This window comes from Methanosarcina sp. UBA411 (assembly GCF_002495725.1).
In the GTDB taxonomy this organism is placed as follows: Archaea; Halobacteriota; Methanosarcinia; order Methanosarcinales; family Methanosarcinaceae; genus Methanosarcina.
Genome location: NZ_DAGK01000017.1, coordinates 57,948 through 73,084 on the forward strand (window position 1 = coordinate 57,948; position 15,137 = coordinate 73,084).

Consider the following 15,137-nt stretch of genomic DNA (forward strand, 5'->3'; position numbering starts at 1 on the left):
GAGAACCTTGAAAGCTTTCTTGACTTGATAGCTAAATCCATGTAAAATTCGAATGTAGGATCATTATGTTTGACCTCATCATCCGAAATATAATGAACAGGAAAGTCAGGAGTGCACTGACAGTCTGCGGGATTGCCCTTGGAATCTTTGCAGTTATAGTTATGGGCGCCATGTCCGAGAATTTCCACCAGACCTTTGAGCGCTCCATGAGTGTGACCAGTGATAAAATCCGGGTCTTTGCCGAAAGTGGAGTCTTTGGAGGAGGACTCACGGACGAAAAGGTGAGCGATGTACTTCGGGTGGCAGGGGTAAAAGATGCGTATGGACTTTTAATGACTACTTTTGATGAGGACAAAATGGGAATGACCGGGAAACAGATCCTTGGTGTGCCCCCGGAAAAATCTAGCGTTGCTCTCTATCCAGTGGAGCTGAAAGCAGGCCGTTTCCTCAATCCAGGGGATTCATACAATGTTGTTGTCGGAAGCAACATTAAAAGGGAATATCAACTCGAGATAGGGAGCAAGTTTGAGATTCATGACAAATATTTTACCGTTGTAGGAATTCTGGACTACACGGGCTCGATTTTTGACAATGCGGTAATCATACCTCTTGAAACTGCGCAGGATCTCTACGATGTAGGCAATTCGGTTTCCTATATCTTTGCAGTTCCTGATGAGCGGGTGGATGCAGAAGTGCTCTCCAAGCGCATAGAATTGAGCGTTAAAGGTACAAGCACCCTTTCTCCCGACGAGCTTGAGGTGCAGGCAAGGCAATCCTTTATGATTTTCAGCGTGATAACTATCAGCTCAGGGATCCTTGCAGCAATCATAGGCGGGCTTTGCGTGATGAATACTATGTTAATGTCCGTTACAGAGAGGACAAGAGAATTCGGGATTTTGAAAGCCATCGGGGCCGAAACCCGGGATATTTTACTTCTTACGTTAGGGGAAGCCTCATGTATGGGTTTTCTTGGCGGGATCCTTGGAATTCTTGTAGGTTCCGTGGCTGTTTATATTATGAATGCCTGGCTTGCAAATACAAGGATAGTGCTTTTCCTGATAACGCCCAGACTTCTTGTAATTGCTATGCTCTTCGCCTTATTGATAGGTGCGCTTTCAGGGCTTTATCCTGCGTATAGAGCCTCAAAAATGAGCCCGATGGAGGCTTTGAAGCATGCCTGAAATCAGAATTGAAGAAAACGGGCTTGAAACTGCGGAAAAGCTGGAAAAAGAATTGAATAAAAGCAATTTAGTAAACAAAGAACAAAAAATCATAATGCAGGTTGAAAACCTTTCCAAAACTTATTCCCAAGGTAAAATCCTTGTCCATGCCCTTCGCTGTGCCTGCATAACCGTAAGAAAAGGGGAACTTCTTGCGATAATGGGGCCTTCAGGTTCCGGAAAATCAACTCTCCTTGCCCTGATCGGAACACTTGAAAAGGCCACGGATGGAAAAGTTATCCTTGATGGAATAGACCTTACATCGGTACCTGAAAAACTACTTCCTCGCGTGAGAAGAGAGAAAATAGGCTTTATTTTTCAGCACTATAACCTTATCCCAACCCTTTCTGCGCTTGAAAATGTTGAGCTTTCCATGCGTTTTTCCATGGTGCCAAAAAAAGAAAGGGGAGAAAGGGCAAGAAAGCTGCTCGAAGAACTTGGCCTTGGAGACCGGCTCTCCCATAAGCCTTCCGAATTATCAGGAGGGGAACAACAGAGAGTCTCTATTGCCAGGGCACTTGCGAATAAGCCGGCGGTTATCCTGGCTGACGAGCCCACTGGGGAGGTGGACAGCAAAACGAGGGATTCGATTGTGCGGGTCTTTAAAGAGTTGAGCGAAAAAGGGCAGACAATTCTTGTTGTGACGCATGACCCTGAGGTTGCAAAGGAGTGTTCGAGGGTGCTCAGGATTACAGATGGGATTATTAAAGATAGCTAAAATCAGCTGAAGAGAGGATGAAAAAATCAAGGAAAAAGTAAATCAAAACTGGCTAAAAATTAAAAAATAATTCAAGCTGCTCAAATTTCTCCAAGCTCCCAGCCCAGATGCTCTTTTATAACGGTATAAGCCATTGCGGGAGGGATAATTCCGATATCTGTTACGATCATATCTATGTATTCGGCAGGGGTGAAGTCAAAAGCCGGATTTCTTACCTGCACGTGAGCGAGATCGGAAATAAGCGCAGGATCTACGATTTCATCTGAAGCCCTTTCTTCAATTTCTATAGGGTTTCCGACAATCGTGCTCGGGCTAAACTTGAAGGTCTCGGCAGCTACCATAAAACTTTTTCTGGCCTCATGAGCTGCAAGCGCAAGCTGGGAGGTTCCGATCTTATTTACAAGAGCACCATTAGCTGCAATCGCGTCGGCACCTACGATAACCTTATCCACATCTTTCATGTAATAGCGCACCGCAGAATCCACAATAAGGGTTGTAGGGATCCCAAAACCATTAAGGTGGCGGATCGTCAATAAGCCCTGGCGCCTGGGGCGGCTTTCGGTAGCAATTACCGAGATATCCTTTCCGGCTTCAAAGGCTGTAGTGATGATCGAAAGAGCAGCATGGGAGTTGCAGTGGGTCATAATAACGTCCCCGTCCCGGATTCTTCTTGACCCGATTTTTCCGATTTTTTCAAGGGCCCTGTCGGCTCTCTCAATAAAAAGGTTGGCGTTTTTAATGATTTCCTGCCTTGCCTCCTCCACATTTGCCGAAGAATACTTTGAAGAGAGTTTTACAGCATTTGGGAGGGAGACGGCAGTCGGGCGAGTACTGATGAGATAATTCGAGACTTCTTTTATTCTGGCACTGAACTCTTCCATTGAAGCTACGTCCAGCCCTGCGGCATAGTCCCTGATAGCTTCAGCAGCAGCTTTTGCAATCCTGCCTGCGCCCCGGATCTCCATTGTCCGGATTTTTTCTGCGGTTTCCTGAACTTTTTGCATAGTATAAGTGATAGTGGGGGTGCAATTTATAATTATCTTCCGGCTGTTCCGGGGGTTGCCCTCGAAGAAATTCAGATCTCAGTTATTTTTTCAGAGAGGTTCCTATAGTAAGCAAAAAGGTCTTCTCCCCACTGAAGGGCAACCGAGTCGAAACACAGGACATCTTCTTTATGGTCGTAAGTGCCGTCCGAAAAAGGAAGAGTAAGGGAAAGGAATATGTCGGTAACAGCATAGGCGAGTTCTATTTTTTTGTCGTAAACGTAAAAACTGGCATTTTCGAATGTAATAAACTCACTTATGTCGGCTCTGTACTCTTCTTTTATTCTTTCATAAATCGGGCGAGTTACAAGAAGAGAAACATCCGCTCCTTTTTTTGCAAAAGTAAGGAAAAGAGATGGATAAAGAGGATGGAAAACCGATGCAATACCGCTTATTTTTTTTGACTTCATAAGGTATTCCACAAATTCCTTATGAGGTTCAAAGAGGCATGTCCTGTCAGGAGGGGCGGAAAACTTGCAGCTAGACAACTCTCCAATCCTTTCTCGCAAAGGATAGGGTATGACCTCAACTGCGTGGTTTGCCCAGTATTCGTATTTGCTTCCGAAAGCAGTTAAGATATCCGTCATTGGCTTCATTCTGCCAGCTACCGCTATCCCAAGAGGAGACAGGCTGTAAATGTCACCTCTCTTAAAAATCAAGGAGTTGTCCCTCAGCTTTTTTAGTTGAGGGAGAATTGCTACTAGGCCTACATCCAAGCTTTCTTTAATCTCTGAGATTGATTTTGGCCCATCCTTCAAAAATAAAAGAAGATCTTTCCTTTTTTCGGAGAGGAAAATCAATTCGAGAAGCGGGCTGTTCATGTTTTTGCTATATATGCAGATACTTGATAAATATCTTCCCCATTTAGCAACGATATTTATTCTGAAAATCGTTAACTGTTAACATAAACCTAATAGATACTGAAAATAATTAGTTAATCATCGCAAAATTATAAATTACTTAAAGAGTTTAAATTTATAAAAGCGAGATTTACAACTTTTCTGAAGAATCTTTCTTTAGAGAATTCTTCAAAAAATAAAGCCCATTTTGAAAAACAATTCGTGCAAGGACCTTTAAAATGAATTTAATGTACTAATTATTCACTAAACCTGGTTAAACAAGTTTATATTCCTATAATCAAGTACAAAACCATTAATTAATTTTCAATACATAACTATTATTTATAGTTTTATGCAATAAGTAGAGAAATATTAGATTGAATGTTAATTTTAGAAATATATAAATTATTAATTAGTAATTACCAGCGAATGTCGTATTCATCTAATGCTGGAGTGCTATTTATAGTCAGTAAATATAATTTATTAATAAAATAATCAATTAAAAATGTTTTTTTGCATTTAAAGTCGTTTTAACGGTTTTTGTTGAAGCTAAACATAAAAATAAGTATAGAAGTTCAAGGGGATATTTAGTCAAAAAGATCCAATTTTGAAGCGGCTAAATAATTTAATGTAGCAAAAATTTCAAAGTCGTATAGGTTATATACCTCTATAACATAAAGAGAAAGTCAACGATTAAGAGTTAAGGGGTTTTTCTCTTAATCGTAGGGGTTGAATCACGCGATTGGGAGCCAATCAGAGGTGGCAAACAAGGCTCCCAATTATAAATCGTTTTTGAAGTACTTTACATAGAGTAGTGTTTTTTGAAGTACTTCACATAGAGTAGTGTTTTAATTTTAGATCATTTTTATTAAAATAATATCAGGATAAAGTGGAATACTCGAAATTAATAGTATATAAAGTGAACGGAATCAGTTCATAAATCTCTTCACTAAATAACCTCAAACCCGATCTGCACTTTTCCATCAGTTTTTAGCAAATGTAAATTTTTAAACCCAAGTTAAGTCCTTTTGCGATTCAAGAAGGCAGGTTTAAAAAGATGAGAAAGTAGAAGGAGCATTTCAATCCTTCAAATCTAGAAAGCAAGCCTATTTATTACGAGATATCTTTTTTGTAACATAAATCGAATAAAAAATCTATAAATAATAGCCAGGAAATATGGAAATTAATCATCAAATGTACTCATTTCTAACATGAAAATCTGACGGAAAAATTAGAAATAAGAATTAAAAAACTAGGAGTGAAAAACTTGAATTTCGATACTGCAGTACAGTTTCATGGACATGTCTGCCCCGGACTTTCCATTGGCTACAGGGTAGCATCACTTGCCGCCACCCACTTCAAAGACCGCAGCAAAGATGAAGAGCTGGTCGCAATCGTAGAAAACCGATCATGTGCCGTGGATGCTATTCAGGCAATAAACGGGTGCACCTGTGGGAAAGGAAACCTTATTTTCAAGGAACATGGGAAACACGTTTACACATATTTCAAAAGAGGTGATAATAAAGCCCTGAGGATTTCCCTGAAGCCCGATGCTCTCCCTGTGGATGAAAAGCATACCGCCCTCTTCGCGAAATTGAGGGTAGGCACTGCAAGCCCTGAAGAGGCAGAAGAGTTTCGGGCCTCGCACGAGGCAAAAAGCCAGAGAGTTCTGGAAATGCCCGAAGAAGAGCTTTTCTGGGTAAGGGAAGTTGAAGCCGAGCCGCCGGAAAAAGCCATAGTTTATCCCACCCTGATCTGCAGCAAGTGCGGCGAAGGGTTTATGGAACCTCTCGGCAGGATGAAAAATGGACAAGTCGTTTGCATTCCATGTTTTGAGGCAAAAAATGAATGAAATTTCTGAGGTTTCCGAAAAAATTGAAATGATTCCTGTAGGCTACGTTGAAAATAACTACCTTGAGCCGGTATACAATGAAGAGGTATACAATAAAGTCTCAAAGATAGTTCTCAAAAAAGAATTTACAGACGGGCTTTATAGAATCGAGGACTTTGAAAAACTGTACATCCTATTTTACTTTAGCCGATCGGAAGGATATAAACTTGTCAGCCGCCGACGTTATGACGGGAAGGATTCAGGAGTCTTTGCCAGCCGAAGCCCATTCCGCCCTAATGGAATAGGGCTTACTATTGTAGAGCTTTTGAGAGTGGATGGCAATGTGCTCCATGTAAAGGGGCTTGATGCGATCAATGGGACACCCGTACTGGATATTAAGCCTTACATAAAAGAGACTGAAGAAAAGGATGAGGAAACAAAAGACTGAAAAAGAATAAAACTAGTGCCGAAATCGATATCAAAAATTAAAAAATAAAAAGTCACTTTTTAAGAAAAAAGAAAAAGGGTTTAACCCTTTTCGAATTTTATTTACTTTTTTATTTATTTGGTTACATTTTTCTGGTTACTTGGTTACATTTTTCTGGTTATTTTTTCCTCATGCCTATATAAATTCCACCGGCGGCTACCACCACAAAGAAAATCCCGAAAATATCAGAGCCCGAAAATGAAAAACCACTATTATCAGGTTCTTCGGAAGAATCTCTCTGCATTTCATACCCCTCAACATAATCAGTATCTAAGGATTTCTGAGTTCCAGGATCAGGTTCGGAAGTATCTGTACCATATCCTCCATTTGAATCCTGAGATGTCTGGTTGCTGGATGAGCTGGTTTTTGGTACTACGGTAGCATTTCCAGTATTATGATCATGATGACTATCACTACTACTGCTCTGGGTCTTTTCTGTGGTCTCCAGAGTTTTGGTCTTAGTTGCAGCTTCTATTTTCTCGGAGTAGCCCGGAACAGATACCGTTCCACTCACGAACTCATGAAGCAGGAGATTTCCACATGTATGGTGACAGCATGAAACCCCATTCTCAGCTACAGACTCCTCATATTCCTTTGCAAGGCTTTCGATAACATCCTCTGAGGGTGTCCAGTAATCGTGCCTGACCGCTTCAAGCATTCTCGCTGTTACAGATTGGTAAGCATTAGGATTATTCTGCTTGAACCACTCTTTCATAGAAGGATCATTTACATATGTTTCATACACCTCTTGCCAGACAGTATCATCCACAAGGTCAGAATCACTTACCTCCCAGCCGAAAAGGTTGTTCACAAAATCGGACATCATGCTGCCGCCTGAGTATCCGGAGTTCTGCATTCCTTCGATCCACTTGTCATTAAAATATCTGGATCTCAGGTCCCTGCTAAGGTATTCCTGCATCCCAATCATTTGAGCCTCGTCAGGGTTACTGGTATCCGAAACATACATTTCTGGAGTAGTTCCGTCACCTTTTACGTACCTTGTAGCTAAATTCATGCCACCAAAGTACTGGAAAAAGTCATCATTATCAAGAGAATCGTAAAGGTTTGAAGAGGAAGAATGCACTGACGCTTCAACGCTTTTCAGGTTACCCTCCAAGAGGTCTCTGCACTGTATGCCCCAGAAATCTTCTCCATAAGCATATCCCATTTTGTCCAGGTATACATTTGCAATAGCTTCTTCATTTTCCCATGTCCCGCTTGCACTGACTGCATCTGAGACGCCTATATCATAAGTACCGTCCATTACCGCAAAACAGCGCATTGTGGAGAGTTTTGTTGCAGTCTCGTTGTCGTACCCTTCAGCAAGCAGAGAATCATAGAGTGTAAGGGAGCTTTGGTTAACGTAGTTGGGATAGTTCACGCCAGGAAGAGAACTTGCAAGTTTCACAGCGCTGTCTACCATTTTGATCTTATCCGGGAAAGCATCTCTTATTCCTGCGGTTGAGTAGACGATATCAATACGTGGCCTCCCAGATTTTGAAGTATCATAGTTTGGCAATAGTTCCTCTTCAGGTATAGCCTCAACTCCGGTCACATACCCATACTCATCCCAGACAGGCTGTACTCCAAGTAGGTAAAGCACTTCGGCTTCCAGAGTCCCACGGTCTGCAATAAACTCCACCCCAAACCTTGAGAATGAAATTTTTTTAGGATATTCCCCGTGTTCATTGTAATAGTCCTCAAGCATCTGGATTGCAAGAGATTTTCCTACTTCCCATGTTGCCTTTGAAGGATAGAGCTTTGAATTTATACTGTAATAGTTGCGCCCTGTAGGTACTGCATCCGGATTCATAATGGGATCAAGCCCTGAGCCTGGTGGGATAAAGCCTCCGTTTAGGGCTGAAAGAATTCTGTCAATCTCCACATCGCAGTCAAGAAGCCTGTCCTTGTATTCCAACCCTTGTTCAAGATCAAGTGTAACTGTACTGTTAGTTTTCCCATAAACCACAGTCTGTGCCTTAGAAACGCTCGTATTATTGGTTACGACCTCCCAGACAAGTCTGGTAACTCTTGTATCGTTCAACGGAATTCCAAGAGGGTAAACAGACCCAGGGTAGAAGGCAGCAGTGACATTATCCTCAAAGCTTCCTCCAAGCATAGACCTTACCATTCCGGTAAGTTCATCACTTTCAGGATCTGTCATATTCGTCGTAGGAACATGGCTGAGAATATGCATACCGTATGGGATATTTTCATTTCCTACGTCTTCCAGATATTCATGAAGAGTGTTTTTAACGAAATTCCCAAACTCTGTTTCATTGTAATCTTGAAGAGCGGTTACGTTATCTATTCCCAGATCAACACTCAGGTTGAGTGCTGTTATCTCATTTACTATGGCCTTCTGGTATCCTGTCCTTGTCTGAGAAGAAATACCAGGGTCATAATACTCCTCCACATCAGTCGAAAGGTTTAGCAAATCTCCATAAAGCCCACTGCGTTCAAGGGTTGGAGTCAGATGGTCAATAATCAGAGCATTGCCTCTGTACTCCGCAGTTATTCCTTCTCCTATATTGGCAACGATATAGGGATAGATGTTTGGAATGTCCTGCAACAAGAGAGGAGACCAGTCTGAAGTCCGGTTCATACCGTAAGTAGAACCCGGAAGCCACTCGTGCGTACCGTGAGTACCCATATGAATAAGTGCGTCAGGCTTGAATTCGTGGTTTAGCCAGAGATAGAAAGCTATGTACTGGTGTGTGGGAGGTACAACGCTGCTGTGATAAAGGGTGTCATTATTTTGTCCTGTTCCTCTGGCAGGCTGAGGCATGAGCCAGACATTCCCGAAACGCACCGTAGGAATTACAGTATATATTCCGGTTTCGTTCTCATAGATCATAACGCTCTTATCTTGAGGCAGATCTTCAGACCAGGGCTCTCCCCATTCAGCTGTTACATTGGCTCTCAGGTTTTCCGGAATTTCAGACTCAAACCATTCTCTGTAGGTCTCCATTGGTATGAGCTGCAGCCCCCATTCAGTCCGATTTTCAACCATTCCATTCAGGACTCCCGGAGCCCAGGAGCCGACATTGATACCCTGAGCCTGAAGCATCTCCAGGAGGGTACTGCTGTTATCAGGAATTCCAGAGACCTCATACCCGCTTTCGTTCATGGCGTTAAGGAGTTCAAACATACTCTGGGTGGAATTGAGATAATTTGCCACTATATTGTCCTTTCCCGAAGGGTAATTGTAATAGATGACAGCTACTTTCTTCTCCTCGTTATCCTTGAATTTCAGTTCTGCCCAGTTAATCGACCTATTTGCCATCCAGTCAATCTGGGAGGGGAGAGGTTCATAGTTGCTTTCACCGGTTTCGGAATCGTAATTATCAATTCCAATCACAATATACTCAAAAATTCCATCAATGCTCGGGAGCAGAGTCTTGTATACAACCTCTTCACTGGGGATACCTCTATTACCGTCAGCTATGTCGGTAGAATTAGCAGGGTTTGTAACAACCAGTCCCGTAAGCACAGGAACGTTAAGGTCTTCAAGCTCCTGTACACCTTTATCAGGATCTTCGTAATTCAAGCGGAAACTCTTAAGAGAAATCACGCACTGGACAAGAGGTTCTCCGTTTTCGTCAAAGTAAAACTTGTGGATGTCATTGAAAATATCAAAACCTGCAATTACGTTGCAGCCCTTTCCTTCCAGATCACGGATAAGAGCATCTATGACTTCAAGGTTGTCACCGGTATAATCGGAAGCATGGAACCAGATCCCTATAGTGGGTTTGCTCTTATCATAAGCATGTCGTGGCTCAGTTGCATTAGAGTACCATTCAAGGTAATCAGTGGTATTTTCAAACCAGTCGGGCTGAGATTCGTTTGTAGAAGAACGGGCATCCGGATGGTAAATCCCGGCTTCGGGAAACTCAATTGGATCCTCGTAAATCCAGCTGCTCGTAAGTTCAGGTTTATCTCCGTAATTTTTTGCGAGATAGATAAGGAAGTTTTCAGCGTTTTTCTTCAGAACCCCTCTGGAACCCATATTGTAGAGGAATTTCTCTTCGGTAGAATTATATGGGCTAGTACCGGCAAAAATTTTATCATAACTTGAAGTGTTGATATATATCGGATCAATCATAGATGTAATATCTATGAGTGCAGTCCCATTTTCATGAGCACTCTCAAGGTCGTCTCCGATATCTTTGAACTGCGACCAGAGCATGTAGGAAAATATCACGTCCTGGTTTTCAAAGGTGACATTGCTAAAGTCAGAATATCCAGAAATATAGGTTACATTTATACTTGCATTGTATGGATTGGACTGCTCTGCCGCAGCAAGGGCGCTTCCGTCATAACAGATAATAGTAATATTTACCTGATTTTCACCAGCCGATACGTTCTGTGCTAGCAGTAGAAGGACTACTGCACATAAAACCAAAAACCTGTATTGTGCTGTACGCATTTTATCCCCAGATATTTATCATGAACCTTTGGACACCCCGGGAGAAAAATCACCAGAACGCCTGGCCCACAGAATGATTTTATTATCAAAGGCTGTGAATCTTAGAAATGATACAGAAACAGCTATTAAATATCAAAAATGGACTCGGGTGCTCTTGATTCTAACATGCGGTTAAAATCCATAACTTCCAAAAAACTAATAAATAGCCACTCTGTATGATAGATTCAATATCAGGAGCATTGGGGAATAAAATACATAAAACAAGGTTTTTGGCTTATAATTGTTAGCTACTTGGGTAAAAATGGAAAAGATTGCGTTTTTACGTAATATATTATGATTCCTCGCTGTTTTGTAGGAGTTGAAGATAATTTTTCAGTTGAGACGTAACTACACAAAATAGATAATCCTCAATTTTGAATGTGATTTCCACGGGAATCTTTTCAAATATTATATGTGTTAGATCAAATTTAGAACGTTACTATAAATCATCCACTCGAAATAGCGAAGAGCCATTATTCTTTCGTCCACAAACCAACGAGATTCTTTAAAAATTATTAAAATTCGATATATTGAATAATTTTGCAACAAATGAAATTGCGTATCAATTTCTAATTATATTTTTATTAACTGATATATAGTAATATTTTTATATAATAAAGTTTTTCATATTAACTTGTGTTATTATTATCCTTATTTTATAAGTAAAGCCCCAAGACTACGAAATATTTATATATTCAGAAGTAATTTTATATATAGATAAATCAAATTTACTTGATTTATCATATAAAGCGCCATTTAAATCTCCGTAAATCTGTAGTTTTCCAGGAGTAATTTGCCATTTTATAGCTCCCTAAAACTGCAGTACTCCGGGAGTAATTTGCTATTTTAAATCTCTCTAAATCTGCAGTCTTCAAGAAGTAATTTGCCATTTTATAGCTCCTTAAAACTGCAGTCTCCCGGGAGTGATTTGCCTTTAAATAACCATTCAATTTTTCCCTTTTTGTCGTGTTTTTATGGTCAATTATCTCAAGCACCAAAAAGGCGATTTCGATACCTTAACTTCCAGCTGTAAGTATGTATTAATCCAACGAAGAAATGTTTCTAAATTACTTTTCTTTAATTGCTGAGGATTGATCTCTTGTACCGTAAATCCTGGAGCCTTACAGAAAAAAATTATAGTTATTTACCCTGTTTTCAACAGCCGATACATTCCGTGCTAGCAGTAAAAGAACCGACGCACGTAAAACCAGTAACCTACTTTGTGCCGTACGCATCTTATCCCCAGACAAATATCATGAACCCAGGCAACCCAGAGGAAAATAATCAAGTTGTTGGGTTCACAATACGATTTTAATTTGAAATTTTCTAATATCGGAACTTGTACAGAAACAGATTTCAAATTTTAAAAGAAGAAGTGGAAGCTTTCGGTTCTGACTTTAATTCACTCCAGAAAATTTTAAAAAAATGGGCAGAAGATTCTGTTTTGAGATATTCAACGTTGGAGCATTAGGGGATAAAATACATAAATAGAGGTTTTTGACTCACAATTATTAGCTATTCGGGTAAAAAGAGAATTTTAGAGCATCTTTACGAAATTAAAAACGATATAAGTATGTTAATTCAAAAAAACAATAATAAACTGAATTTACAAAAAATTAGGTTCAGAATCAGATAAAAAGAAAAAGTACGGTGATTTAATACGCCGCATTTCAAATAGAGATTTAAAACAGGAATTTATCTATAATAGTTTTTGAAACTGGTACTTTCATTGACTTTAATATGATTTTTTAGAACATTATTGTTACTTTTCAGTGAGACGATTTGCTTTGGACATCGCGTCTGCAGGGCCTGAAGTATAAATGTCAGCTTCTATCTGGTCAGCCCAGGCCTGAGTTACCAGCGATCCTCCTACACCTGTTATAACTTTATCCCTGATACCAGTAGCTTTGAGCTGCTCTTCAATCTGGATCTGGTGGACCATGGTGGTACTCATGGAGGCTGAACTGAATACAAAATCGGCTTTCTTTTCTTTTGCATTTGCAGCAAAACTTTCAGCCGAAATACCATTTCCAAGATTAATTACTTCAAAACCTTCCTCCTCAAGTGCAGCCGCAATGCTATCCTTCCCAAAAGTGTGAGAATCTCCTTCAACAGTAGCGATTATTACTGTTCCCATACTCTCATTTTCCTGCTCGCAACAAGCTCCTACTGACATCGGGAAGATTAATTGTGAAATAACTATGCCCAGGATTAACAGAGCTAATAAATTCAAATTTTTTCCGTACATATTTTGTCTCTCCTTTCTTCTCCAGGCTTACTCGGTCTTATTGCACTTATTTCCGTCCGTTTTGGTTTTTTCTACCGGCTTCTCGAACACAAGGAGAAGATAGTCATAGTTTGTTTCCGTTACGTCATATGAAAGGTCTGCAATCATATCTCCATCTTCATCCGAAGCAGTCTCTGAAAACCCATCTCCTTTCGGAGAAGCCCAGAAGTTTCCACCCAGGTAAGGTCCTCCAACGATGTTCTCACCTTCTGCTTTCGAGATGTTCCAGGTGTTTTTTCCGTAGTCTTCGACGTTTTTACTGTTATTCAGATAGTTGTTGTAGACGGTGTTGTAATTCGAATTTGCCCCATCTGTCCAGTTCAAGTTAAAAGATATTCCAACATCATTTTCTGAAATTCTATTCCCTGAGATAGTATTGTTGCCACAACCTTCCGTAAATAATCCATAAAAACTGGCTGTGATAGTGTTATTGTTCAAAATATTTTCTTCACTGGTCCCGTAAAGGTAGATTCCTTCATAAGCCCCGGAAAGAGTATTTCCTTCAAGAGTGTTGTTGCAGCTTATATCTCCAAGATCTATAGAGCACCAGCTACTTGAAGTAACTGTATTTTCTTTCAGGACATTGTTTTTGCTGGAATCACAGAGCCATATACCCGCCATATTGTTCGAAGCATTGTTATTTTCTACAAGGCAGTTTCTGCAGCTACTTAAAATGAAGGCGTCCCCTTCACTTGAATTGACATCATTATTCCTAAGAGTTGTAAGAGAACAATTTCCAAGGTAAATTCCATGTTCGCTGTTCAAGATATTGTTTTCTTCAAGAAGCGAGTTTTGAGTATTATATAGGAAAATCCCAAAAGTGCTGTTTTCAAGGAATAGGTCTTTGATAGTTATGTTTTCACAGTTAATGCAGTAGACAACTCCTGCATCCCAGTCGGAATCAAGAGTCTGGTTCGAAACCCCTACAAGATAGTATATTGATTTACCATCCACGGTGTTGCTGGTGTCGATTGTGTTATTCATCTCTCCAGTATAGTGGTAGGTATAAGCTCCGAAGTTCCTGCTGTTGCAAGACATTGTGTTATTTTTAAGCACGTTAAAACTTGAGTCGAGATAAATCCCCCACTTGTTTGAATTTGCAATATTTCCTTCCAGAGTGCTTCCATTCGAGTTTCCTAAATATATACCATACATCTCATTTGAGTTTGCGGTGTTGTTTTCGAGCAGGCTTTCTCCAGAGTCGATAAGGTAGATCCCGTAAAAGTTGTTTGATGTTTCCGAGTCAAGAATACGACAGCTGGAAGAGTTTTCCATGTAGATGCCAATTGCTCCTTTAAAAGCGCAATTATTTTGAAGGGTATTGTTTTCGGACGCATTCAAATAGAAACCGTAATGATGGTTAGAATCTGCTTTGTTGTCTTTTATTGAGTTTTGTCCTGAACTTTCAAGCCAGATTCCATTGTCACTGTTAGATAAGCAGTTGTTTTCCAGAGAGTTCTGATGTGAATCTCTCAGTACAATACTTCTCCAGTTTCCAGAAAAATGGTTGTTGCTGATATTGTTTTCTGAAACTCCGTCCAGATAAATTCCATATGCTGAAGCTGCTCCTTTCAAAGTAAATCCACTGATATTTACGGAATCAGAAACCACATGGAACACAGGATGCTCAGGGTCCAGAGCAGTGATAACGGTTTTATTAGGGTATGGGTTCTTGGCGATTATATCCAGCGATTTATTTACAAGTACATTTTCACTATATCTTCCTTCCTTGACAAGGATAACATCACCTTCAGAAGCGGCATTTATGGCTTCCTGCAGGTTTCCATATTCACCTGTACCTCCTCCTTCCTTTACATAAAGAGTAGCTGCGGATGCGGAGTTTGAGATCAGGATAAACAGTACAAAAACGACAGTTAATACGAGTATTCTCTTCCATTTCAAGTTATCATCTCCCGATAGATAAATCCAAGTTTAGTTTTCGCTTATGAGTTCTAGAAGGAAGCTGGGAGAAACTTTCTACTCGGCGCGTGTGAGGTTTGCAAACTCCAAGAGTAAACAATAAAAGTCTATTCGCCGAGCAATTTCTCACAGTCTGCACCCAGCTAATCCCAAAAGATGATATTTAATGGACTAATTGGAGTATTTAAAAAAATTAGAATATTATTATTTATATCTGATTATTTGGGTAACAAACGTTATCCCACCATATAAGTTCCTACTATTGCCAAAGTTGCACTGGCACACCCTTAAGCCCTACATGAAAAAATTGAAGAAAAGGATGAA

10 protein-coding genes are annotated in these 15,137 nt (G+C 40.2%); 4 read left to right on the plus strand and 6 right to left on the minus strand.

Annotated features, from left to right (window positions below; genetic code table 11):
* Positions 1-65: 65 nt before the first annotated feature.
* Together BP861_RS06795 and BP861_RS06800 are read left to right on the plus strand one after the other, a co-directional pair.
* Entirely contained in the window at positions 66-1,181 is a 1,116-nt protein-coding gene (locus tag BP861_RS06795) for an ABC transporter permease (protein ID WP_292373791.1), read from the plus strand.
* The gene (locus BP861_RS06800; RefSeq protein ID WP_292373794.1) at positions 1,174-1,938 is read left to right on the plus strand and encodes an ABC transporter ATP-binding protein; all 765 of its coding nucleotides are present in this window, start codon (positions 1,174-1,176) and stop codon (positions 1,936-1,938) included. Before BP861_RS06795 ends, BP861_RS06800 begins: the two co-directional genes overlap by 8 nt.
* Before the next feature lie 80 nt (positions 1,939-2,018).
* Here the strand turns inward: BP861_RS06800 and BP861_RS06805 are convergent, their stop codons facing one another.
* Together BP861_RS06805 and BP861_RS06810 are read right to left on the minus strand one after the other, a co-directional pair.
* Entirely contained in the window at positions 2,019-2,942 is a 924-nt protein-coding gene (locus tag BP861_RS06805) for a ribose 1,5-bisphosphate isomerase (RefSeq protein ID WP_292373796.1), read from the minus strand.
* A gap of 71 nt (positions 2,943-3,013) precedes the next feature.
* Positions 3,014-3,802 carry a helix-turn-helix transcriptional regulator gene (locus BP861_RS06810; RefSeq protein WP_292373798.1) on the minus strand — a complete coding sequence of 263 codons (789 nt, stop codon included), beginning with the start codon at positions 3,800-3,802 and terminating at the stop codon, positions 3,014-3,016.
* Positions 3,803-5,078: 1,276 nt separating this feature from the next.
* Between BP861_RS06810 and BP861_RS06815 the strand changes: the two genes are divergently transcribed.
* Positions 5,079-5,672 carry an FmdE family protein gene (locus BP861_RS06815; RefSeq protein ID WP_292373800.1) on the plus strand — a complete coding sequence of 198 codons (594 nt, stop codon included), beginning with the start codon at positions 5,079-5,081 and terminating at the stop codon, positions 5,670-5,672.
* A complete protein-coding gene (gene tsaA, locus BP861_RS06820; protein ID WP_292373802.1) occupies positions 5,665-6,099 on the plus strand; it encodes a tRNA (N6-threonylcarbamoyladenosine(37)-N6)-methyltransferase TrmO in 435 nt (144 codons plus the stop codon). The genes BP861_RS06815 and tsaA overlap by 8 nt, the downstream gene beginning before the upstream one ends.
* Before the next feature lie 157 nt (positions 6,100-6,256).
* On the opposite strand, the gene BP861_RS06825 is transcribed toward tsaA, so the two are convergent.
* The 4 genes from BP861_RS06825 to BP861_RS06840 all read right to left on the minus strand — a co-directional run bounded on the left by BP861_RS06825 (position 6,257) and on the right by BP861_RS06840 (position 14,795).
* Positions 6,257-10,567: a cobaltochelatase subunit CobN gene (locus BP861_RS06825; RefSeq protein WP_292373804.1), complete on the minus strand. Its 4,311-nt coding sequence runs from the start codon at positions 10,565-10,567 to the stop codon at positions 6,257-6,259.
* A gap of 779 nt (positions 10,568-11,346) precedes the next feature.
* Positions 11,347-11,601 carry a hypothetical protein gene (locus BP861_RS06830; protein ID WP_292373806.1) on the minus strand — a complete coding sequence of 85 codons (255 nt, stop codon included), beginning with the start codon at positions 11,599-11,601 and terminating at the stop codon, positions 11,347-11,349.
* Between the two features lie 767 nt (positions 11,602-12,368).
* The gene (locus tag BP861_RS06835; protein WP_292373808.1) at positions 12,369-12,854 is read right to left on the minus strand and encodes a cobalamin B12-binding domain-containing protein; all 486 of its coding nucleotides are present in this window, start codon (positions 12,852-12,854) and stop codon (positions 12,369-12,371) included.
* Between the two features lie 27 nt (positions 12,855-12,881).
* A complete protein-coding gene (locus BP861_RS06840) occupies positions 12,882-14,795 on the minus strand; it encodes a right-handed parallel beta-helix repeat-containing protein (protein WP_292373810.1) in 1,914 nt (637 codons plus the stop codon).
* Positions 14,796-15,137 lie beyond the last annotated feature (342 nt).